General features: G+C 35.7%; 19 protein-coding genes and 2 tRNA genes. 11 read left to right on the forward strand and 10 right to left on the reverse strand.

Annotation, left to right across the window (positions count from 1 at the left end; all coding sequences use genetic code 11):
- The first annotated feature begins 18 nt into the window (after positions 1-18).
- Positions 19-1,290, forward strand: a complete 1,272-nt coding sequence (locus V7Q04_RS06520) for an RNA polymerase factor sigma-54 (protein WP_333804138.1) — start codon at positions 19-21, stop codon at positions 1,288-1,290.
- Here V7Q04_RS06520 and V7Q04_RS06525 read toward each other — a convergent pair.
- The 5 genes from V7Q04_RS06525 to V7Q04_RS06545 all read right to left on the reverse strand — a co-directional run bounded on the left by V7Q04_RS06525 (position 1,287) and on the right by V7Q04_RS06545 (position 5,472).
- The gene (locus V7Q04_RS06525) at positions 1,287-2,117 is read right to left on the reverse strand and encodes an adenylosuccinate lyase (RefSeq protein WP_333804139.1); all 831 of its coding nucleotides are present in this window, start codon (positions 2,115-2,117) and stop codon (positions 1,287-1,289) included. The two genes, V7Q04_RS06520 and V7Q04_RS06525, sit on opposite strands and share 4 nt — an antisense overlap.
- Positions 2,118-2,180: 63 nt before the next feature.
- Positions 2,181-2,888 (reverse strand): arginyltransferase, encoded by a 708-nt coding sequence (locus tag V7Q04_RS06530; RefSeq protein WP_333804431.1) that lies wholly within the window; start codon positions 2,886-2,888, stop codon positions 2,181-2,183.
- A gap of 21 nt (positions 2,889-2,909) precedes the next feature.
- Positions 2,910-3,080 (reverse strand): hypothetical protein, encoded by a 171-nt coding sequence (locus V7Q04_RS06535; protein ID WP_333804140.1) that lies wholly within the window; start codon positions 3,078-3,080, stop codon positions 2,910-2,912.
- Positions 3,081-3,391: 311 nt separating this feature from the next.
- Positions 3,392-4,636 carry a hypothetical protein gene (locus V7Q04_RS06540; protein WP_333804142.1) on the reverse strand — a complete coding sequence of 415 codons (1,245 nt, stop codon included), beginning with the start codon at positions 4,634-4,636 and terminating at the stop codon, positions 3,392-3,394.
- A 53-nt stretch (positions 4,637-4,689) separates the two neighbouring features.
- A complete protein-coding gene (locus V7Q04_RS06545) occupies positions 4,690-5,472 on the reverse strand; it encodes a nuclease-related domain-containing protein (protein WP_333804144.1) in 783 nt (260 codons plus the stop codon).
- A gap of 108 nt (positions 5,473-5,580) precedes the next feature.
- Here V7Q04_RS06545 and V7Q04_RS06550 point away from each other — a divergent pair, with 108 nt between their 5' ends.
- The 5 genes from V7Q04_RS06550 (at position 5,581) to V7Q04_RS06570 (ending at position 9,660) form a co-directional block, all read left to right on the forward strand.
- On the forward strand, positions 5,581-6,495 hold the full coding sequence (locus V7Q04_RS06550; protein ID WP_333804145.1) for a hypothetical protein: 915 nt from the start codon (positions 5,581-5,583) through the stop codon (positions 6,493-6,495).
- Positions 6,496-6,611: 116 nt separating this feature from the next.
- On the forward strand, positions 6,612-6,869 hold the full coding sequence (locus V7Q04_RS06555; RefSeq protein ID WP_041957562.1) for a hypothetical protein: 258 nt from the start codon (positions 6,612-6,614) through the stop codon (positions 6,867-6,869).
- A 133-nt stretch (positions 6,870-7,002) separates the two neighbouring features.
- Entirely contained in the window at positions 7,003-8,343 is a 1,341-nt protein-coding gene (locus V7Q04_RS06560; protein WP_333804147.1) for a hypothetical protein, read from the forward strand.
- The gene (locus V7Q04_RS06565; protein WP_333804149.1) at positions 8,343-8,582 is read left to right on the forward strand and encodes a hypothetical protein; all 240 of its coding nucleotides are present in this window, start codon (positions 8,343-8,345) and stop codon (positions 8,580-8,582) included. The genes V7Q04_RS06560 and V7Q04_RS06565 overlap by 1 nt, the downstream gene beginning before the upstream one ends.
- Before the next feature lie 37 nt (positions 8,583-8,619).
- Entirely contained in the window at positions 8,620-9,660 is a 1,041-nt protein-coding gene (locus tag V7Q04_RS06570) for a tyrosine-type recombinase/integrase (RefSeq protein ID WP_333804150.1), read from the forward strand.
- Positions 9,661-9,735: 75 nt separating this feature from the next.
- On the opposite strand, the gene V7Q04_RS06575 is transcribed toward V7Q04_RS06570, so the two are convergent.
- A tRNA-Leu gene (locus V7Q04_RS06575) sits at positions 9,736-9,819 on the reverse strand.
- Positions 9,820-9,901: 82 nt separating this feature from the next.
- A complete protein-coding gene (locus V7Q04_RS06580; protein WP_333804151.1) occupies positions 9,902-10,180 on the reverse strand; it encodes an HU family DNA-binding protein in 279 nt (92 codons plus the stop codon).
- 201 nt (positions 10,181-10,381) lie between these two features.
- On the opposite strand from V7Q04_RS06580, the gene V7Q04_RS06585 reads away from it, so the two are divergent.
- The 4 genes from V7Q04_RS06585 to V7Q04_RS06600 all read left to right on the forward strand — a co-directional run bounded on the left by V7Q04_RS06585 (position 10,382) and on the right by V7Q04_RS06600 (position 18,334).
- Positions 10,382-12,994, forward strand: a complete 2,613-nt coding sequence (locus V7Q04_RS06585) for a flagellin N-terminal helical domain-containing protein (protein ID WP_333804432.1) — start codon at positions 10,382-10,384, stop codon at positions 12,992-12,994.
- A gap of 115 nt (positions 12,995-13,109) precedes the next feature.
- On the forward strand, positions 13,110-15,191 hold the full coding sequence (locus tag V7Q04_RS06590; protein WP_443070036.1) for a DNA translocase FtsK 4TM domain-containing protein: 2,082 nt from the start codon (positions 13,110-13,112) through the stop codon (positions 15,189-15,191).
- A gap of 28 nt (positions 15,192-15,219) precedes the next feature.
- Positions 15,220-17,778 carry a bifunctional aconitate hydratase 2/2-methylisocitrate dehydratase gene (acnB, locus tag V7Q04_RS06595; protein WP_333804152.1) on the forward strand — a complete coding sequence of 853 codons (2,559 nt, stop codon included), beginning with the start codon at positions 15,220-15,222 and terminating at the stop codon, positions 17,776-17,778.
- Between the two features lie 58 nt (positions 17,779-17,836).
- Positions 17,837-18,334: an FKBP-type peptidyl-prolyl cis-trans isomerase gene (locus V7Q04_RS06600; protein ID WP_333804153.1), complete on the forward strand. Its 498-nt coding sequence runs from the start codon at positions 17,837-17,839 to the stop codon at positions 18,332-18,334.
- Here the strand turns inward: V7Q04_RS06600 and ppsA are convergent.
- Together ppsA and V7Q04_RS06610 are read right to left on the reverse strand one after the other, a co-directional pair.
- Positions 18,331-20,712 (reverse strand): phosphoenolpyruvate synthase, encoded by a 2,382-nt coding sequence (gene ppsA / locus V7Q04_RS06605; protein WP_333804154.1) that lies wholly within the window; start codon positions 20,710-20,712, stop codon positions 18,331-18,333. The genes V7Q04_RS06600 and ppsA overlap by 4 nt on opposite strands.
- A 140-nt stretch (positions 20,713-20,852) precedes the next feature.
- Complete coding sequence (locus tag V7Q04_RS06610; RefSeq protein ID WP_333804156.1) at positions 20,853-21,593, reverse strand: MipA/OmpV family protein; 741 nt, start codon at positions 21,591-21,593, stop codon at positions 20,853-20,855.
- Between the two features lie 139 nt (positions 21,594-21,732).
- Between V7Q04_RS06610 and V7Q04_RS06615 the strand changes: the two genes are divergently transcribed.
- Positions 21,733-22,617, forward strand: a complete 885-nt coding sequence (locus tag V7Q04_RS06615) for a helix-turn-helix domain-containing protein (protein ID WP_333804157.1) — start codon at positions 21,733-21,735, stop codon at positions 22,615-22,617.
- Positions 22,618-22,624: 7 nt separating this feature from the next.
- Here V7Q04_RS06615 and V7Q04_RS06620 read toward each other — a convergent pair.
- Positions 22,625-22,702 (reverse strand) — tRNA-Pro (locus tag V7Q04_RS06620).
- Between the last annotated feature and the right edge of the window lie 48 nt (positions 22,703-22,750).

The raw sequence follows: 22,750 nt of genomic DNA on the forward strand, positions 1-22,750 counted from the left end.
GCATAAGGGAGATGGTTTTTGAAACTTAGGGTTTCTAGCACACAAACAACCAAACAAAAGTTTTCCTCAACGCTTAGAGGGTGGCTTCCTATACTCCAAGCCAATTTGGATAGCTTGGTTGAAACACTTGAACCATTTGTGCAAGAAAACCCTTTTATCAGCGTTAAATCAGGCTCTGAAACACCTGACAAACGCTTTGAGAAAAAAAGCTTTTTTTCTGAAGTGGCTAAAGCATCAGTTTCAGAGACCATTGAAGCACTGACGCTTGATAAAAAATCACTTTTTCAAACGCTCCATGAACAGATCAATCCACCACTTTTTCCTACTGAAAAATCACAAAGAATTGCGTATGAAATTATTGAAAATATCAATTCTGAGGGTTATTTTGAACTTGAAGCATTGGCTGAAATTGCTAAAAAATTATCCGTTTCTATTCCTGAAGTAGAAAAGATAAGACAACGCTTTGCTTATCTTGAACCATTGGGCATTGGGGCATTGGATGTAAAAGAGACTTTTTTATTTCAACTCCAAGACCTCTCTTTGGAAAATGAACTTTATGCTATGGTTGAAAAGCTCATAGTCAATTTTGAAAACATCGAATCATTCAGCAAAGAGTTCTTATTTCACGAAGCTCTAAGCATCATTAAACGTTTTCGCAATCCTCCCGCTATTGATTTTTTAGAAGATGAAAAAGAGGTGATCCCCGATATTTTTATCTACGATTTAGCCGGTGCTATTGAAGTGAGACTTAATGATGCCTACTATCCTGAGGTGATTATTGATACCGATGGGCTTGATGAAAATCATAGTTTTGTTTCTCAAAAAATCAAAGATGCCAAAGACCTTATTGATGCACTTGAGATGCGTAAAGCAACCCTTTACAAAATTGGATTGATGATTGTGGAGTATCAGTATGATTTTTTCTTTGGAAAAGCAATAAAACCTATGAAACTCAAAGATCTAGCGGATGATTTAGGTCGCAATCCTTCGACGATTTCACGCGCCATTGCAGGTAAGTACCTCTCATGTTCGCGTGGCGTTATTCCTTTAAAGCAGTTTTTTGCAACTGCCGTAGAAGAGGACATTTCGAACAGTGCTATTAAAGAGTATATGATTGAACTGGTCAAAAATGAAAGCAAACTAAAACCACTGAGTGACATCAAACTCTTAGAGCTTATTGAGGGAAAATTTAATATAAAAATGGTGCGCCGGACAATTACAAAATACCGACAACAATTTAATATTGCTAGTTCATCGGAACGTAAAAAACTCTACACACTTAACTTTTAAGCAATTCTAACTTCACTATTTTTAAAGTGCATTTTAAGCATTTCATAGGCAGTTTGAACTTCTTGAAACTTCGCAACGTACTTCACATGTAAATCACCATCATATAAGCCACAGCTATCGGGATGATACTTTTTAACCAATGAAAGATAGTTTCTACGAATAATCTCAAAAGAGTCTTCCATTTTACAACCAAGAACGCCAAAATACTCTTCGAGTAAAGAGAATAGGGCATTGTGACGGCTTCGTTTAGCACGTTTAGCTACGAAGCTTTTTTTATACGCTATAAACTCTTCCATGGCATAGGAAAACTCTACAAAACAACCAAAAAGTTCTTTTTGTTCTAAAAGTTTTTCCAATAAACGCACTGTAATATCTGAATTGGGGTAAAGCGTAATCGTGCCATTTTTAGGGCGAATCCTGACCAAATGATCTTTAAAATAACTCTTAAGGTACGATGCAAAAAGCGTATTGTGTGAACCTAGATGGAATACCACAGCGTAATTGTCTTCAATGGCAAGACTAATGTTCATTTTTTGAAGGACTTGATTGGATTTTAGAAGTGAAATTTTGATGCTTTTATCAAGAGCATTTTCAATAATATGGGCTTGTTCTGCATTGCCTGTTTTTCGTAGATAGATCTTACTGATAAGCTTTAAAAAATAACGACGTTGCACTAATTCATCTGCTTCTTTAAAAATGATCATTTTATCTTTGCGACCAATTTTCTTTTGGAAGTTTTTATCAGCAATGTTTTGAAGATAATAAAACGTTTTTGAATCTTCCTGAATTGTAAGAGCAAGCATATCATGAGAAAGTGAAAGGTGCATCTATCCATCCTTTTTGTATCAAGTTATTTACCTTAAAGCAAAAAGAATTCCAACTTTAGAAATTTATATCCAGACGCTATCTTCATTTAAATTTGGATTGCCTTGGAGAATTTGGTAGGGTTGGTAAAAAGCTTTGTATTTGAGGCTTTGGCAGTTTTCGACATAATAGCCAAGATAAATCCAATCCAAATCATACTCTTTGGCTAAAATAATCTGTTCATAAATTGAGAGTCTACCCAAAGAAAGCTTTTCAAAATCAGGATCATAATAAAAATAGATCGAGGAAATTCCATCATCTAAAAAGTCTATGAGATCGACACCAATGAGTTGATCTCCTTGAAAATAGAGCACCTCTTTGCCAAAATTATGTGCACCGCTGACGTAGAGCTCATGGTAACTTTGCGGTTTGAGATTGTAGTATTGCCAACCACGTTTTTGTTCCATAAAACGGTGGTACTTATCGTAAAGTTCAAGATGCTCGGTACTAATTGTAGGTGATTGAATGACATACCGAAGTCCCTCTGCTTTTTTAAAAGCACGCTTAGCAGAGCGTGAAAAATCATAATTTTTAACATCAATACGAAGGCTCAAGCATGATTTACAATTAAAACATTGAGGTCGTGAGTAGTAGTGACCAAAGCGCCTCCATCCCCGCTCAATTAAAGCTTGATTGAGTTCCATAGTTGCATTTTCAATATACTTGTACTCCATGCGCGTTTTGCATCCATCAAGGTAGGAGCATTTGGTCTCTAATGTGGAAAATTCAATCATGCGAGAATAAGATGTCATGGGTTAATGTAGTTTTTTAACTCCAGAGTTTTGCATAAATTTTTCAAATTGAACGTGAAGTTTTTTTTCTTTTTCTTCTTTTTGTTCTACAATGAGTTTTTCTTGCGTATTTTTTTCTTCCTGATTCATTTTGTCTTTGAGAGATTTAAGATCATCAAATAGAATGCCTTGCATTGAATGCCTTTATATGTAAAGATAAATAGGGTTGGATTATAGCAAAAAATAATACAAAGATGCTTAGAAACAAGAGATTAAAAATATTTTGTTAAATGAATTAGAAGTAAATAAAGAAGGGTGGTACCTGAGGCCGGACTCGAACTCATGGAAAAGAATACGATAAAGTCCTAAATTTAGGCATTTTATAAAAAATTAGTTAGCCAAGAGCACACAATATTAATTGTATTTATTGACACCTTCTAACTTGATAAAACATAAAATAATATGTATTATTTTATGTAAAACAAAGGTGATATAATGCATAATTTTTAACCATAAAAATCAAATTTGTTATTTGCGTAATCTATAACTTCACTACTTTCTAAATCAATTTCAAAATTATTTTTTGATAATAAGTTAGTACTTTTTTCAATAAGTTTGTTTTCAAAATGTTGAATACTTTGCTTCAAATATGGAATTGGAATTTTACTAATATAATCTTGATTTTCCAAGCTTTCCGCATTTTGAATCTTTTGTAATACAGAGGTCGCTTTTTCTATACGCTCTAGTGCCTTTATGTCTTTTTCAATTAAAACTTGTTCTAGTTTAGCTTCTAATATTTTTTCTTTTAATTCTTCCTGCTTCAATTTTTTTTCATGTATTTCTTGTTCTCTACGTTCGCTTGCAAAGGTTTTATATATTGTAGCTCCACCTTCAAAAATTGCACCTATCGGACTATTATGAGTAATAGATTTTAAATCCAAAGTTACAGCATTATTTGCTTTTTTATTAATTTGAGCTCTACACAGTATTGTTAGGACGTTATTTTCATTTTTAACTGCTAAAATTGGTCTTTGAATATTGCCTAAAAGCGTGTAAAAGGAAGTGAAGTATTTTTTGTAGATTTTACCTTTAAACTCTATACCGCTTAGATTGTTTTCTATTAGATTTTGTTTTATTAAAGTTATTTCATCAAGACAAGAAACATACTCATCATGTTGCTTGATAAGTCGTTTAAAAATTTCATTTTTTTTGATTGTTTCATCTTCACTTAGATTTGATTTTTCTAAGCTATCGCTAGTTGCTTGATCTAATAGCGTTACTAATTTATTAAATCCATGTCTTTTATATCCATTATAATATTGACATAACAGATCTTTATTTAAAAGTTTAGCTTTATCAATTTGATATAAAAATTCATTTATTTGTCTAAAACTTTTAAACAAAATATTCATAACATATATCTCTTCATTTGGAAAAAGGGAAACAGGATTACCAATATGATATAAATATTTTAAATCTTCATCTTCTAGTGATAGATAAAATAATTGTGAATGTTGCTGATTTAATTTAAAAGACTCATCGAAAATTATAATTTTTTCAGGTGATATATTTTGACTAAGTGCTATTGCAATTGTATTAATAACTTCCGCTTGGTAGTAATAAGTGTTAAAATTGCCAACAAAATTAGATATTTCCCATGGTGATAATATTTTTTCTTTTATCTGATTAATTTTTAACCTAATTCTTTTCGTAACATTTTTATATTTATAATCATCAAAAATATTGTTCATATGCATCCTTTTTATAATAAAAGATTCTGTAATTATATCTTTTTCTTTTTGTATTATTTATATTCACAATTTCTAATATAGATTTCAATTCTATTTGTAATTAGCGCTATATCTTCTATATTAAGCGATACTTTAGAGTTTCTCATAAATTTATCTAAACCTTTTGGATTTAAAATCCATATATCTTTTTGTGGAACTTTTGACTCGGTAAACCATCCTGGGAATACAACTATCGGTTGTACATTAAAATCTTTTCCCGTAGAAGCTCTAAGTTGGTTTTTGAGCCAATGTGCACCCGCTTTAGCTTGAATAATAGGCTTATCACTTTCAAACGTTCCATTATATGAAAGTTTTTCTCCGTCATAGATAATTCTACACTCGCCCTTTAAAGGCTTAGAGTATGTTTTAGTTTCAATGACAAATATACCTTGAGTGCCTATAAGAATATGATCTAAATTGAAATCTTTTGCAACGATGTCATGATAAACCTTGAATCCTTGTTCTCTTAGTAATTCAAGATTCATTCCGACTTCACGTTCGCCATCTCGACCTTGTTTAAGAGATTTTATTTCTTTTCTGAATTTAATAATTTGGTAAATAGCCCAAATTATTGAAAGGAGTGCCATAATTGTAAATATTATTGGATTAGGAATTGTCTGCCCAAAGTAAGAAATCCAAGATCCGAATGCTAACATAATAAATAATGCAGGGATAATGATATATGTAAATGATTTTTCACCAATCAGGTCATCAATTTTCTCATCTAATGATTGAGCAGGATATCGCAGTGGTTTATCTTCAATAGGTGATTTTGTATCAACTTTTTCTTTTTTCATTAAACGTTATCCATTTTTAAATATAAAATGTTACTATAAATTATACTTTTTTATTCGATAATATGCCTAAAATACATATTTCTTATTATTTGAGGGAGTAAAGTAACATTGGAATCATTAACAAATGAGAAATTTCATTTAACTGCCTATAAAGTTTTAAAAGACTTTAATATTCCTGATTTGGAAACAAAACTAACTAGCGGTGAACTTAGTTTATTATTTACAATAATAAATAATAAGCATGCCTATCAAATATGGACTTCAAAGCATATCAATTCCTTTTTACCCAAACAAGCCATTTCTAGTAAAAATATAGATAATTTTATTAAATCTCAAATGACTCATATTGAAGCGGTTAGAAAATTTCATAATTTTCAATACAAGGATAAGCAACTTTATTTTAGATTATTGAGTACAAATTTTGTATTGCATTTATTCTTATGCAACAAAAAAAGTCTCATTAATATACTTCATGATCTTGTCTTCGCATATTGGAGTAATCCAATTTATTATAAAAATCCATTTGAATTAATTCGAAATGCATTTTTAAAATTTATTGATATAGAAAATTTTTTTGTTGAACAAAGCGTTGATTTTTCTCATTATAAAAAAGATTTTGCCAATAGTTTTTTAAATATGCATACATTTTTTCATGCTTTTAATATCACAGAAAAACGTATTAAAACCTCTTTCTCAATTCAAGTTTATCAAATTCTATGCAATCTATCTCTTTCGAAGTATAAAACCAAAGAGATCACCGATACCATTATGCATCATCTTGATATTGATGCAACAATTAATCTAAAAAAAATTGATAATGTGCAATGCATTGGTAAAGTTGATGTGCATAAAATCTATGGATATGATGAACCTGTCATTCCAATTAAATTTTTAGATATAGAATTAATTCAAACTCTCCAAAAGCAACAAAAGCAAGAAGCATTAGAAGCTAATAATCATGAACTTGTTGATTTACTTGATGAAATAATTGAAAGTTTCAATATTTCATCACACATGATGTAAAAATACCGATAAATTTCGAAAAAAATTCCTAGATAAATTCTTCTCTCTTTTCCTAAACTGTCATCGTTTTAAAACATAAATCAAAGCTTTGGTTAATTTCATACAAGGAGTTAACTATGTTAACACTCAAGGCACAGTTGCTGAATATCTTTACAGGTAATGACTTTACCAATCAGCAAACAGGGGAAACCATTAAGGGTAAAACCAAACTTCAACTCTTGGCACGAGTACCACTTAAAAACGGTGAGTACAAAAACCAATTGATCGATCTTTCTATTCCAGTAGAGAGACTCTCTTTATACGAGGATAAGATCAATAGTGAAGTGGAAGTACAGGTTGGTTTGATTGGTGATGCTAAATTCTACGGCATTTAAAAACAGGAGAGAAACAGGAAAAGCTTCATGGGACTTTGTCCCCATGTGGCTTTGGGTTTCTCCACTCTTTTAGCGATGCTTTTGGTAACACATCGCTCACATACGGAAAACGATAAAAAAAGAAAGGAATTTTATGCAAGTAAAGTCTATTTATGGCATTGATACGCTTTACTACTTTGCTCAAAGTAATGAAGCGTATGAAAACGCCTTTTTTGATCTTCAAAGTCAACTCGAAGCCCAAACGAAACTTTTTGAGAGTGATGCATATACCTATGCCAATTCAGCCATGATTGTTAAACTGGGAACAACCGCTTTACGCTATCTTGCCAAAGATAAAGGGGTGTATTGGTTTAGAGATATTAATGAGTATTTTAAACTGGGACTTAAAAACCCAAACATTGCAAGTTATCAACACAACATCCAAATACAGCTTCAAGGTATTGGTATCTATACCATAGGACTAAAGAACCTCTTAGCCTTTATCAATGAAGAACTGCTCAAAGAGATCACAACAGGACTCTTTGAAATCTCTAGGGCTGATCTTAACTGCTTTGTGCAATATGATTTTGGATTTGTCACTAAAGAGATGTTTGTCTCTAAGAAAAAAGGGTATCACATCATTTCAGAGTTTGGCAACTCTAAACGTACTCAAACCATCTATGTCGGCAAAAAGCCTTTTTTCCTAAGGCTCTATGATAAAAAAATAGAACTGGATAAATCGGATAAAGCAGAGATCATGCAAGACTATTTCACCTATCATGGATTTGATCTTAAAGAGCCTATTTTTAATTTAGAGTTTGAAATGCACAGGGTTCATTTTAAAAATATGGGTATTCGTACCTTAGAGGGATTACTCAGTAATGCCAACAATCTTTTTAAAACAGCAATGGATGATATAAGGCTTATTGATCTTACAACCATCAGTAAAAAAGATATGCTCAATAACTCTAAAAACAGAGCTAAAACCTTAGAGATTTGGGAGTATATCAAAGAGAACTATTCTATTACAGAGTTCTTACAATACGAGATTGATTTAAAGCGTATTCCTCAAAAACGCTATGTTTATGATCTGCCAAAGTTTATTACTGATACCCATGAGCTTATCCATAAAGCACTCAATAACAATATTGTGCTTTCTCCTGATTTGATAACCAAAATCTCAGATCGAGCTATTGATCTTTATGGTGAGATCAAAGAGAACCCCTCTAATCCATCACCACGTGTTGCTACAAAATATGATGTAGTGATTAGAGATAAAGAGGATGATTTAATAGCACGGTATAAATGCACGAAAGATGATGAACTTATTCCTTATCAACTACCGTTTAAACTGCTTGGCACAAAAGAGCTACAACACACTATTAAGCGATTATCTAAGCAACTGACAGCGGCAACACAAGATGAGGCTAAAACGCTTACACAACAGCTTAAAATTGCCAATAATGAACTTAGTAAGCGGTTAGAGGTGATGTGATGCTAATTGATCGTATAAACAACCTTGAAAATGAAATGAAAGCCATGAAAACAACGCTATTGAAACTACCAACATGGTTTCCTTTAACATCAGAATTTGCACAAGAGCATCACATGAGTATGAACGGTTTGCGTAAATGGTGTCTGAAAAATTTACATCCTGATAGCTTTGTCAAAAGAGGGCGGTTTTGGTACATCCATAAAAGTGAGATTGCAAATGTGCATCCAAACATTGTATGATTTCATTGTTCTTGGCTAACTTGAAAGGAGTTTTCAAGTGGCTTGTGTCGTTCAACATCCCAAAACAGGGAATGTTCTTTTACAAAATGTTGTTAATGGTAAAACCATCCGCCTATCAACAGGCAAGAAGGCAACGAGTAGGTTAATTGGCTGGTATAAAACTCATGTTGAAGATGAGTTTTGGAAGCTTTATTACCAAAAAAACAAAGAAGCCGATCAACGAATGAGCTTTGCTGAGTATGCGAGATATATTGTGGATATTACACAAAGTAATCGAAACGAATTTTCGCAACGTGGTGAGATTAAAAAAGCTGAGAGGCTTATCAAGTATTTTGGAGATATAGCGTTAGATGATATTAGACCATCAACCATTCAAGCATGGCAAGATACTTTTTTAAAAAACCTTGCACCAAAAACGGTGAAAGAGTATCGAAGTACGCTAAGTGTCGTGTTTAAATTTGCGTTTAATGATGATCTCATCCGTAAAAATCCTCTAACACCCGTTAAGTCGCCCAAATTGCCTAGACGTATCGTTGATGTCTTTAGTGATGAAGATCGAAAATTGCTTATTGAACATTCAAGCGGACAACTTCATAACCTTATTCAGTTTGTTTTTTACAGCGGACTGAGAGCAGGGGAGATAATAGGTCTTAAATGGGACAATATAGACTTTGACAAAAACAAGATTGATGTCTGTATGAGAGTTAGAAAAGGTACTGTTGATCTGCCAAAAGGCGATAAAATCCGTTTGATTGATCTGTTACCGCAAGCGAAACAAGCGCTTCTTGTACAAAGACAGCTAACAGGGCTTTCAACCTTTGTATTTCATTCAAAAGAGGGTAAACCCTATTTTAGTGAAACAAGTATTACGCAATCTATTCAAGAGTTGTGTAAAAAGCTTCATATTGTAGGCGGTGGTGGTTTGCAAAAAATGAGGCGAACGCATAATACAATGCTAAAGCAATTTGGCTTGCCTCTTGATTGGATTCTTCATCAAATGGGACATGAAACGGATGAAGTCAATCGTAATCATTACACGGGAACAATAACAGTTGATATCAGCAAAATAATTGCATGATTTTGACAATTATTGACACCTCATTGACACCAGTAAAGTTTAAGGTTGGGAATATCGTATTTTAGGGAGTTAGGGTGGTACCTGAGGCCGGACTCGAACCGGCATATGTCTCCATACTAGATTTTGAGTCTAGCGCGTCTACCATTTCACCACTCAGGCACTTTAAATAAGAGTTGGAATTATACAAAAAAAAGCTTAAACATCAGTAAAACTGAATGTTTAAGCTTTTTGAGGCGAAGAATTAAGCTTTTGCTACAACGTCTTTAAGTTTTTTACCAACTTTAAATTTAACAGCTGTTGTTTTAGCAACATCAACGACTCTGTCTGTACCAGGAACTCTAGCTTTTCTAGCAGCTCTTGTCGCAGTACTAAATGTACCAAAACCGATAAAGCTTACGTCTTTGCCAGCGACTAGTGCTTCGCTGATTGCTTCTAAAGCTGCATCGACAGCTTTTTGACTATCTTTCTTAGAAAGACCTGCTTTCTCAGAGACCGCTTGGATAAATTCCGCTTTTTTCATTGCTCATTCCTTAAAATAAAGTGTTTGTCCGAGGATTGTACAATTTTTTTTAAAAAAAGACAATAATTTTTTTTAAAAAGTTAAAGAATAAACCCTAATAGACGATATTTTGCTCAGGGAATTAAAATTGCTTATACTTTGAAACGAAAATTTATGGAGAAAACCATGAGAATCACAAATTCACTTTTATTCAACACATCAATGCGAAACTATAAAACTTCTTCAGAGAAGTTATATGCGATAAATGAACAAATTTCTACTAAGTTAAAAATTCAAAATAGTTATGAAGATACAAGTGTTTATATAGATGCAATGCGTCTTAATAATGAAATTGACACATTAGGTCAATCTTCTGCGAGCAGTTCAAAAGCAAAAACATTTGCCGATAACACGGATGCTGCCTTAACAAGTTTCACTGAAAAACTTGATCAATTTAAATCAAAGTTGGTTCAGGCTTCAACTACCTCTAACTCTTCTACAAGTTTACAGTCACTTGCAAATGATTTGCAAGGTATAAGGGATTATTTAGTAGGTTTATCCAACACTTCAATTAACGGGCAATTCTTATTTTCAGGTTCAGCATTGTCTCAAAAACCTATTTCAAGTGATGGTACATATAATGGAAATGCAGAGAATTTAACTGCAATGATAGGTTCTGGCGTTGAACTTCCGTATAACATCACAGGACAATCTCTCTTTTTAGGAAAAGATACAGATTATAATAGAGTGGTTTCTACCAATATATCAATGTATAATCAATCAAAATTGAACCCTGCTGTTATGACAAGTGATAGTAAAAATACTGCTTCTTCTAATGTTTATTTAAAAGATACGGATACGATTAGAGATCTTGTTGGCGATAAAAACAGTGTGGCAACTGATGATCCTAAGGCTGTTTTTTATCTTTCTGGTACAAAAAGTGATGGGAAAACATTTTCAAATGTCATAGAAATTGACACCAGCTCAAAAGTTTCAGATTTGATTGAAAAGATTGGAAACGCATATGGTAATACAGCAACCAATAAAGTTGTAGATGTCAGTATGAATGCTCGTGGTCAGATTGAAGTGAAAGATTTAAAATCTGGCAGTCAACTTTTAGATATGAATATTTTTGGTGCGATTGATCGAAATGCACTTCCTGGAGAGACAGGCAATGCTAAACAAATTATGAATGTAGATAATTTATTGACTCAACCTAATGTAGATATCATTGCATTCAATAAAAGTAATTATCAAACAACTGCTTCTGTACCTGACTTAACAATGCGCTCTGTCGCTGTTACATCTGGTACATTTGCTATAGATTTTCCTATGCAAAATATAACCAATTCTAATATAACTCCTACAACACTATTAAATGGTATTTTCCCATCAGATGTTGATCATATAGATTTTGGAGGAACATCATTCTCAACCAGTGGAAAAACTGTACAAGATTTGATGACAGCGATTGAAACAGAGTATGGATTAAGTGCCGGTGATGTGACATTATCCAATGGTCGTATGTCAGTCAATGATCCAACAAATACATTTAGTACAACAATGCAATTGAAAAATGCCTCCAATGCACTAGCCCATGGTAATCAACTTCCTGACGCAATGAACTTTGCACGAAGAGGCTTTGAAAAAGATGGCAATACCCTTTCAGGCAATGTTTCTCAAGTGGTTAAAAGTACCAGTGATTTTGCAACAGCAAATACAAAACTTGTAGACGTTGCAGGTGTTGACAGTTTAAATGGCAAGCATATGGTCCTTAACTATACGGATAAAAATGGCGTAAAAAGAACAGGAACCCTTAATCTTGATATTGCCAACACAACTTTTTCCGTTGACTTAAATGGTGATGGAAATACAACAGGTGCAAACGAAACTTTTTCTATTTACAGTGGTGGTGATCCTTTAAATCTCAATACAACAGCTGATAAAATGACCTATCAACAACTGAATGACCTGATTGGTATGGCAACTTCGGGAAATTTACCAAAACAAGGTGTTTCGACTGCTGCTCAAACAGCTATAAATACGGCAATAGCGGCTGGTATACCTCCTGTTAGTGCTGCAAATGCAGCAATCCTTACTGCGCAAACTACATTAGCCAAAACAGGTGTTTCTCCTGAAACAGCAAGTTACATTCAAAAAGCTATTGATGCAGGAATCATAAGAGACAATCCAGCATCAACGCCTGCTGCCGTAATCAAAGCAACAGAAGATTACAACAAGGCTATTGGTAATGCCAATCTAACAGAGTATAATTACGCTGTATCTAATGCTAAAAATAGTGTGGAAGTGAACTTAGATTACCAAGGGAAAATGACTATTAAAGACAAAACAGCTTCAGAATCTAAGATAGACTTTACAATGTATGATGCAAGTGCCACGGATTTTACAGGTGTTGGAAGTTCTGCACTTACATTTATGGCAAATAATTCGGTAGCAATTTCAAATCCATCTATAGACATGTTTAAGCAACTTGATGAGATGATAGCCGCCGTACGCTCTGGTAATTTCCGTATGGATTCAACATCAAGTGATCCACGCAATATTGGTATTCAAAACTCACTCACACAACTCGATCATATTGCCGATCATGTCACGAAAGCTCAAACAAAAATTGGCGCTTTAACCAATGCTTTAACCGATGCTAATACTCGATCTGAAATGCTCAGCGTTAATGTTAAGTCCATTCAAAATGATGTTATTGGTATAGATCCTGCCGCAGCTTATTTAGAATTTCAGTCTATTACAACGTCATATCAAGCAATGCTATCGACCATCTCAAAAGTCAATTCGATGACGCTTTTAGATTACCTGTAATAATCTGTTATAATATCAACTCTATATTATTACAGGTAAAGGATCTGCTATCTTAAAAGAGACTCTTTTTATTATTTTTATTGCGGTTGCACTTTTTTTAGGTGTTGCAACCATTTTGCCGGATGCATCTGTTGTTGGAAACTTTGGTGCATATCTTGGAAAGTCAAATCAAAATACGTTTGGATACGTTGCTTTTCTTTATCCTTTTGTATTGATTTTACCTGCTTTTTCGTTTTACAAGGAGAGCAAACTTACTGAGCGTCGTATTGGTGTTTATCTCGCTTCGACGATCCTGCTTTTCACGATTTTAATGGCACAGTCCATTCTTGTTAAAAGTAACTTGAGTGGTTCTTTTGGTCGTTCAATTGTCGATATGTTAATCGCATCTATCGGTATTATGGGCGTTTGGCTTTTTATTGTTGCTATTTTTCTTCTTTCAATGACATTGCTTGTTGAATCAAGTATTAGTGATTTTCTTACTCTACTGAAACCTACGTTTACCAAAACAAAAATAAAAGCGTATAAAGAAGAAGTTCAAGAAACGGCTATTGTTGAAGAGAAAAAGACAAAAATTACTAAAAAGCAAGAACCTTTAGTGGAAGAAAGAATTACACTCAATGATGATGTTCCTGATGAAAATCCAGCTATCATAGCACCTCTTTATCCTGATAATGATGAACCTAAAAAGCCACTTGTTAGACTCAAAAGTGCAAAAAAAGTGGAAATTTTGAGTGAAGTGGCGGAAAATACAAAGCTTCTCTCCGAAATTGACCAAGGTGAATGTGATAAGCCAAAAGACTTTAAATTGCCACCATTGTCTTTTTTGGCAAATCCTCCAGCAAAAGTTGTTCATGTCAATGAGAGTGAGATTGATCAAAAAATCCAAGACCTTTTAGAAAAACTCAGACGCTTTAAAATTGAAGGTGATGTTGTGCGGACTTACTCAGGTCCTGTGGTAACGACTTTTGAGTTTAAACCAGCGCCCCATGTGAAGGTCTCACGTATTTTAACGCTTCAAGATGACCTTGCGATGGCATTAAAAGCGAAAACAATTCGTATTCAAGCGCCAATTCCAGGTAAAGATGTTGTAGGTATTGAAGTGCCTAACCAAAAAATAGAAACTATTTACCTTAAAGAGATTTTAGAGAGTGAGATTTTCAAAAAATCAGCTTCACCTTTGACGATTGCTCTTGGTAAAGATATTGTTGGAAATGCTTTTGTTACCGATCTTAAAAAACTTCCTCATTTATTGGTTGCTGGAACGACGGGTAGTGGTAAAAGTGTGGGTATTAATGCCATGTTACTCTCTTTGTTGTACCGCAATTCACCCGATACCTTGCGCTTTTTGATGATCGACCCTAAGATGTTAGAATTTTCGATTTATAATGATATCCCGCATCTCTTAACGCCTGTTATTACCAAACCAAAGCAAGCTATTGTGGCGCTTGCAAATATGGTTGGTGAGATGGAGCGACGCTACCAGATGATGAGTCGTTCTAAAACCAAAAACATTGAAAATTACAATGAAAAAGCAAAAACAATTGGTGTTGAACCGTTACCTTATATTGTCATTATTATTGATGAGTTAGCGGATCTGATGATGACCAGTGGTAAAGATGTTGAATTTTACATAGCACGTTTGGCTCAAATGGCCAGAGCAAGTGGAATTCACCTTATAGTTGCGACACAAAGGCCATCCGTTGATGTTGTAACGGGTCTTATTAAAGCAAACTTACCTTCTCGTATTAGTTTTAAAGTAGGGCAGAAAATCGACTCAAAAGTCATTTTGGATGCCATGGGGGCAGATTCACTGCTTGGAAATGGCGATATGCTTTTCACACCTCCGGGTACTTCTGGACTCATTCGCTTACATGCTCCTTATACCTCTGAAGATGAGATTGACAAGGTGGTTGAATACCTCAAAAAACAGCGCCCTGTCGTATATGACGAGAGTTTTCTTAAAGAGAGTGACGAGGGCTTTTCGGCTACTTCAAGTAGTAAAAATAGTGGCGAATTGGATGAGCTTTTTGAGGATGCAAAAGCCATTGTCCTTAATGAAAAAAAGAGCTCAATTTCTTATATTCAAAGAAGATTGAATATTGGCTATAATAGGGCAGCGACGATTGTAGAGCAACTGGAGGCCATGGGAATACTCTCTTCTCAAAACGCTAAAGGGCAGCGTGAAATCATCGTCTAAACTTACCAACCACAAGGAGTCAGTCACAATGAGTTTTTTCCAAGCGTATGAAGCAGAAGTGAATGAAAGAGCAAAGTTAGGTGTTCCTCCTTTACCTCTTGATGCTAAAAAAACAGCAGAGGTAGTCGAGCTTTTGAAGAAAGAGGAGGGTGATCAAGCCTTTTTGAAATCTTTACTTGCAAACCGTGTTCCGCCTGGCGTGGATGAAGCAGCTTATGTTAAGGCAGCTTTTCTCAATGATGTAGCTCAGAAAAAAGTTACCTGTAAAGCAATTTCTCCTGTTTATGCCGTGGAGCTTTTAGGAACTATGTTTGGTGGATACAATGTTCAGCCTCTTGTTGATGCGCTAAGCTCAAAAGATGATGCAATAGCGCGTGCCGCATGTAATGCACTTAAAAATATTGTCCTTGTGTATAGTTCATTTAATGACATTGAAACACTTGCAAAAACCAATGCGTACGCTAAAGAAGTGTTACTTTCTTGGGCAAATGCTGAATGGTTTACGATTAAACCTACCATTCCAGAAAAAATCACGGTAGCTGTTTTAAAAGTAGCAGGTGAGACAAACACAGATGATCTTAGCCCTGCTAGTGAAGCATTTACGAGAAGTGATATTCCCCTTCACGCAAATGCTATGTTGGTAAAAAGACTCCCTGGTTCTATTGAAAAAATCAAAGAATTGATTGCTAAAGGGTATGAAGTTGCTTATGTTGGCGATGTTGTAGGAACAGGCAGTAGCCGAAAATCGGGCATCAACTCTATTCAATGGTTTATGGGTCGTGAAATCCCAAATGTGCCAAACAAAAAAACAGGTGGTCTTATTCTTGGAACAACGATCGCTCCAATTTTCTTTAATACCGCAGAAGACAGTGGAGCTCTTCCTATTGAAGTCAATGTTGAAGGTTTAGAAACAGGCGATTTGATTGATGTCTATCCACAAGAGGGCAAAATTGAAAAAAATGGCAAAGTGGTTGCAACTTTCAAACTTTCTCCCAATACTTTGGCTGACGAGTACCGTGCAGGTGGACGAATTCCGCTTATCATTGGTCGTGGCTTAACATCAAAAGCACGAGCAAGTCTTGGCATGGGTGCTGAAAAAATCTTTGCAAAACCAGAACAACCCGCTGAGCAAAAAGGTATAGGTTATACATTAGCTCAAAAAATGGTGGGACGTGCTTGTGGTGTTGAGGGTGTACGTGCAGGTATGTATGTTGAACCTCAAACATTAACCGTTGGTAGTCAAGATACAACAGGACCAATGACCAGAGATGAGATTAAAGAGCTTGCTGCTCTTGGCTTTAGTGCAGACCTTGTCATGCAAAGTTTCTGTCATACCGCGGCGTATCCTAAGCCAAGCGATGTGAAGCTTCACCATGCATTACCAGCATTTATCACTTCACGTTCTGGTGTAAGCCTTAGAGCAGGGGATGGTGTTATTCACTCATGGCTCAATCGTATGGTTCTTCCTGATTCAGTAGGAACAGGTGGAGACAGTCATACACGTTTCCCTATAGGTATCTCTTTTCCTGCGGGTTCAGGTCTTGTAGCCTTTGCAGCAGTAACTGGTAGTATGCCTCTTAATATGCCTGAATCTGTTTTGGTACGCTTTAAAGGCGAAATGCAACCGGGTATTACATTACGTGATCTTGTGAATGCTATTCCTTACTATGCCATCAAAAAAGGGTTATTGACTGTTCCTAAGAAAAACAAAAAGAACATCTTTGCAGGAAAAGTTCTTGAAATTGAGGGGCTTCCAAAACTCAAAGTTGAGCAAGCGTTTGAGCTTAGTGATGCTTCGGCTGAAAGAAGTGCGGCTGCATGTGCTGTAGCACTTGATGTTGAGCCGATTGTTGAGTACCTCAAATCAAATATTACACTACTTGAATCAATGATCAAAGCAGGCTATGCTGATGCTAAAACGCTGCAACGAAGAGCAGATAAAATGAAAGCATGGATTGCTGATCCTAAGCTTTTAAAAGCTGACAGTAACGCTCAGTATGCAGAAGTCATTGAAATTGATCTTAATGAAATTAAAGAGCCGATTCTTGCTTGTCCAAATGATCCAGATGATGTTGCAACACTCAGTGAAGTTTTAGCCGATGCAAATCGTCCTAAGAAAATCGATGAAGTTTTTGTCGGAAGCTGTATGACAAACATTGGTCACTACAGAGCACTTGGCGAGGTTCTTCAAGGCGAAGGAAAAGTACCAACCACACTTTGGATCGCACCTCCTACAAAAATGGATAAAGAGCAACTTACCGCTGAGGGTTATTACTCGATCTTTGGAAATTCAGGTGCTCGCATAGAAATTCCAGGTTGTTCTCTCTGTATGGGTAACCAAGCCAATGTGAGAGAAGGTGCTGTTGTTTTCTCAACATCAACCAGAAACTTTGATAACCGTATGGGACCAAACTCTAAAGTTTACTTAGGTAGTGCAGAACTCGCTGCTCTTTGTGCACTTTTAGGAAGACTTCCAAGTGTTGAAGAGTATATGAGCTTAGTACCTAAGAAATTGGCTGGAAAGACAGATAAAGTCTATAAATACCTCAATTTCAATCTCATAGAAAATTACGAACTCGCAAACTAATAGACAAAAAAGCCACTCGTTAAGAGTGGCTTTTACTTTTTTATAGCTAAGGACTCTTTTGATTGTACAAAAAAACTGCCTTGTGACACTTGACTATACTGTTTTTGATATTGAAAATAATCTGTTGGATAGCGGAGCAACTCCTCTGGTTTATCTGCATGGCGGATACGGCGATATTTTTGGAAAAATAGAAAAAGCATTAGAGGGTAAAAGTGTTGGAGAGAGTATTCATATTCAACTTTCCCCAAAAGAGGCATTTGGAGAGTATAAGCAAGAGTTTGTATTGATTGAAGAGCGTAGTATGTTTGAACATGACATCGAAGTCGGACAAAATGTAGAAATGGTCTTTGGTGAAGAGCAAGACGATGAGATTATGCTGACGTATACGGTGATCGAGATACTTGAAGATCGTGTTATTTTAGATGCCAACCATCCACTTTCTGGTGTAACCATTATTTTTGATGGAACGGTCATTGGTGTGCGTGAAGCGACCAGTGATGAGATAGAAAAAAGACTCATTAATCATGAAGAGTCTTTTTTAGCACACCAAAACTAAGTAAGTTTTTCTTCTATACTTTCAACCACATGATGCATTTTATAGAGTGAATCAGGATTGAGTGAGATCGAATCGATTCCATTTTTAACTAAAAACTCTGTAATTTCAGGGTAATCTGATGGTGCTTGCCCACAAATACCGATGTATTTATTGTGTTGCTTACACGCGTCTATTGCCATTTTTAGCATTATTGTGACTGCAGGATTTCGTTCATTGAAGATATGTGCAATCAATCCACTTTCCCTATCGACTCCTAAAATAAGCTGAGTAAGGTCGTTTGAGCCGATTGAATAGCCATCAAAAATATTTAAAAACTGATCTGCAATAATGACATTTGCGGGTATTTCACACATTGCATAAATTTTTAGCTCATTTTTACCTTGAACTAACCCCTGTACATTCATGATGTCAATAACTTTTTGTCCTTCTTCAGGTGTGCGCACAAAAGGGATCATAATGATGACATTGGTAAGCCCCATATCGTCACGCACACGTTTAAGTGCCTCACATTCCCATGCAAATGCCTCTTTATAGCTTTCATCATAGTATCTACTTGCACCACGAAAGCCTATCATAGGGTTTTCTTCTTCTGCTTCGAAGGAGAGCCCACCAAGCATATTTCGGTATTCGTTGCTTTTAAAATCACTCGTACGGATGATGACAGGTTTGGGATAAAATGCCGCCGCAATCATACCAACTCCTTCACTAATCTTTTGCAAAAAAAACTCTTTTGCATCAGTATACGGAGACATAAAAGTGCGAATCGCTTCTTCCTCTTGGACAGCATTTCCTTTGTGCATATTTACAAGTGCCATAGGATGGGCATTAATGGAGTGCGTCATAATAAACTCCATACGTGCTAGTCCTACGCCATCATTGGGCATTTTGGCAAAATTAAAAGCTTCTGCAGGATTCCCTACATTCATCATCAGTTTGGTCTTCGTATTTTTGAGAGCATTAAAGTCTATAGTTTTGCACGTAAAGGCAATTTCACCTTCATAGATATAGCCTTCATCGCCCTCAGCGCAACTCACCGTTACTTTTTGAGCGTTATGAAGCAGTTCAGTGGCATTGCCACACCCAACAACAGCTGGAACGCCAATTTCTCGTGCAACAATGGCAGCATGACACGTTCGGCTACCACGATTTGTCACAACTGCCGAAGCTTTTTTCATGATGGGTTCCCAATCGGGATTGGTTGTATCGGCTACTAAAACATCACCTGCTTTAAAAAGAGCAAATTCTGAGGTGTTGTGGATGACTTTGACTTCGCCACTGCCTATTTTATCACCGACAGCACGACCAGACGTAATCAGTTTTAGATTTTGGCTCTTCGTTAGTGTGTATTTTTCGATGGAAATATTGTTTTGTAGCTTGCTTTGTACCGTTTCTGGTCGTGCTTGAACGATGTAGAGCTTGCCATCATGTCCATCTTTTGCCCACTCTATATCCATCGGGCGTTTATAATATGATTCAATGATCAGTGCTTGATTCGCTAAAATCATCACTTCTTCATCACTGATCGAAAAACTATTTTGCTCTTCTATGCTTGTAGGTACATTCATGGTATGTGTTGCATCATTGTAAAGCATCTTCTCTTTTTTACTGCCTAATGAGCGTTTTAAAATTGTTTTTAGCCCTTGTTTTAGGGTTGGTTTAAAAACAAAAAACTCATCGGCATTGACTCGACCGCTGACAACATTTTCACCCAATCCCCAGATAGCATTAATCAAAATAAGATTTTGTGAACCACTTTCGGTGTCGATTGTAAACATAATGCCACTACTGGCTTTGTCACTTCGTACCATTTTTTGAACACCAACAGAAAGTGCTACTTTAAAGTGGTCAAATCCACGACTACTGCGGTAACTAATAGCGCGATCTGTAAATAAAGATGCATAGCATTGCTTAACACTTTGTAGGAGTTTTTCTGGGGCGTTAATGTTTAAAAATGTCTCTTGTTGCCCTGCAAAACTCGCATCAGGCAGATCTTCAGCTGTTCCTGAAGAGCGCACCGCAACATCAGTGGCTTCTACACTGTATTCTTTGGAGAGCATATGATAGGCACTTAAGAGCTCTTTGGTAAGATCATCAGGAAGTGTTGACGCTAAGATAAGCTCACGAATCGCAGCGCCACGTTTTTGTAAACTTTGGGTATCGGAGATGTCAAGACCTTCTAAAAGCGTTTCTATGTTCTCTTTAATGCCATTTTCTTTGAGTAATAGATGATACGCTTCGCTGGTTGTGGCAAAACCATTGGGTATGTGAATGCCTTTAGTCGAAAGTTTTTGATACATCTCACCAAGGCTGGCATTTTTACCGCCTACAAGGGGAATATCAGTAAGGTGAAGTTCATTGAAGAAACGAATGTAGCGCATAATAACCTCCCATAAGAAAAGTTACCCCTATGGTAGCACAAAATAGAATTAAGGACGCTATAAAAAAAGGATTACCTGTAATGGTGAAAAAGTCCACAATAAAAGCTAGTGGACTTTTTTAGGAGAGAAAATAACGTATCTTACGGTAAGAATGTATACATGATAGACAAGTATCCAGCCACTTGGTACTTATCATCTACAATAGGGCTTTTATAAATGGTACTGTCAAATCTCTTGTATTCGACATTTGCAATGATTGACCATGTTTCGCTAAAGGCAAAGATTTGTGTTAAGCCAATGAAAGGATTGAGTGCACCGTCTGCATGGTAACTTGGACGTGCAAAGTTTGCCTCTTTCGCTTTGACACCGTAGTAATAATTGCTTTTCTTATCACTGAGGTATTCGGCACCCGCATAGAGAGACAAACCTGAATTTTCTGTCTCAAAAAGTGTGTAGTTATACGCAGCATTGACAGTATAGCCGTCCGTTGTACCACTGACATCACGCGAAACAGTACCGCTTAAAAAGCTATTTTCAAAATTGTATTTCATTCGAAGACCGCCTTCTAAGGACATATTACGATTGTCCATACCTTTTAACTCATTACTATCTTTACCTTTATAGCCTGCAAGTACAGGAAGGAGGATAACTCCAACTTGTAACGTTTTGGTATCATAAAAGTTATATCCCATATTGATACCTTCAATAAAAGCGCTTTTGTAAGTAAGCTCAATATCGGGTAGGGGCATTGTAACACTTGAAACGCCTTTGTAAGGGCTTGTACTCGTTGTGACTCCAACACCTACTTGCACTGATGGATCATCTGTTGCATATAAATGAGTGAGTAAAACAGATAGCAATAAAATAAACTTATTTTTCATATAGTAAATCTCCATTGTAATGTTAATGGCGAAATTGTAGAGCATAGTGACGCATTTTTATAGTAAAAAAACGAATAAACGATAGTCGCGTTTTTAGTATATAATTCGATAATTGTTTTGAATTGATTGAAGGAATAAAATGTTTTTAGATACGGGAATGCCGCCTCAGGGTGATTACACAAAAGCATTTCCCAAAAATCCAGCTCTTTTGCCTTATATCCATTCCTATGTCTCTATTATCAGTGAAGTAGAAGACTCGACAGAGCAGTATATTACGCGATTTTTCCCCTCTTTTATGACACAGTTTGTATTTGATTTTTATGGAAGCCTTAACGAAGTTGTTGAAGAAGGCAGTGTGCAACTCACTATTGACAAAGGGACCTATGTAAAAAGTGGCATTGGCACATGGATGGATTTTTTTCAAAAAGAAAGTTCGTCTTCTAAAAGGTTGGTCAAAAGTTTTAAAGTAACACTCTACCCGCATGTTTTATATGAAGTGTTTGGAATTTCTCCTTTTGAAATCAAATATGAAACTATGAGTGTCAATGATATCTGGGGTAGGAAAGAGGGCGAATTACTTTTTGAAGAGCTAGCGGCTATGGATTCGAGTGAAGGGATGATTGATGTTTTCGAGCGTTATTTTATAGCAAAATTATCGAAAAAATCTTCGCATCAAACAAATATTTACCCCTATCTTTTGGAAGGACACACCTTTCCAACTTTAAAAACTTTATCTAAAGAATGTGGGTATAGTGAACGCTGGATTCAAAAACAGTATCTTGAAATTTTTGGTGAATCTTTTAAGCACATTCAAAATAACGCGCGTTTTATCAAAACATTAAGGTTTATGAATCATGCCATTTTGCAAGGAGATAATCATCTTAAATTAGTCTCTGTAGCATATCAATGTGACTATTTTGATCAGACTCATTTTATTAAAGAGTTTAAAAAGTTTACAGGGCTAACACCCTCGTATTACTTTCATACATTTCGAGATAAAATCCCACTTTCGTGGTTGTGGTAAAGAAAAATGGTCGGAGTGACAGGACTTGAACCTGCGACCTCTACCACCCCAAGGTAGCGCGCTAGCCAGGCTGCGCTACACCCCGATCCATTTAAGAATTTTGATTTTAACCAAGATCTCCAAAAAGTTTTAT

Origin of the sequence: Sulfurospirillum sp. (assembly GCF_036802865.1) — a bacterium.
Classification (GTDB): Bacteria; Campylobacterota; Campylobacteria; order Campylobacterales; family Sulfurospirillaceae; genus Sulfurospirillum.

Coding starts and splice junctions, on each gene's coding strand:
- V7Q04_RS06525 (WP_333804139.1), bottom strand. CDS start 2,117: ATGCACCTTTCACTTTCTCATGATATGCTTGCTCTTACAATTCAGGAA.
- V7Q04_RS06530 (WP_333804431.1), bottom strand. CDS start 2,888: ATGATTGAATTTTCCACATTAGAGACCAAATGCTCCTACCTTGATGGA.
- V7Q04_RS06535 (WP_333804140.1), bottom strand. CDS start 3,080: ATGCAAGGCATTCTATTTGATGATCTTAAATCTCTCAAAGACAAAATG.
- V7Q04_RS06540 (WP_333804142.1), bottom strand. CDS start 4,636: ATGAACAATATTTTTGATGATTATAAATATAAAAATGTTACGAAAAGA.
- V7Q04_RS06545 (WP_333804144.1), bottom strand. CDS start 5,472: ATGAAAAAAGAAAAAGTTGATACAAAATCACCTATTGAAGATAAACCA.
- V7Q04_RS06555 (WP_041957562.1), top strand. CDS start 6,612: ATGTTAACACTCAAGGCACAGTTGCTGAATATCTTTACAGGTAATGAC.
- V7Q04_RS06560 (WP_333804147.1), top strand. CDS start 7,003: ATGCAAGTAAAGTCTATTTATGGCATTGATACGCTTTACTACTTTGCT.
- V7Q04_RS06565 (WP_333804149.1), top strand. CDS start 8,343: ATGCTAATTGATCGTATAAACAACCTTGAAAATGAAATGAAAGCCATG.
- V7Q04_RS06580 (WP_333804151.1), bottom strand. CDS start 10,180: ATGAAAAAAGCGGAATTTATCCAAGCGGTCTCTGAGAAAGCAGGTCTT.
- V7Q04_RS06585 (WP_333804432.1), top strand. CDS start 10,382: ATGCGAAACTATAAAACTTCTTCAGAGAAGTTATATGCGATAAATGAA.
- acnB (WP_333804152.1), top strand. CDS start 15,220: ATGAGTTTTTTCCAAGCGTATGAAGCAGAAGTGAATGAAAGAGCAAAG.
- ppsA (WP_333804154.1), bottom strand. CDS start 20,712: ATGCGCTACATTCGTTTCTTCAATGAACTTCACCTTACTGATATTCCC.
- V7Q04_RS06610 (WP_333804156.1), bottom strand. CDS start 21,593: ATGAAAAATAAGTTTATTTTATTGCTATCTGTTTTACTCACTCATTTA.
- V7Q04_RS06615 (WP_333804157.1), top strand. CDS start 21,733: ATGTTTTTAGATACGGGAATGCCGCCTCAGGGTGATTACACAAAAGCA.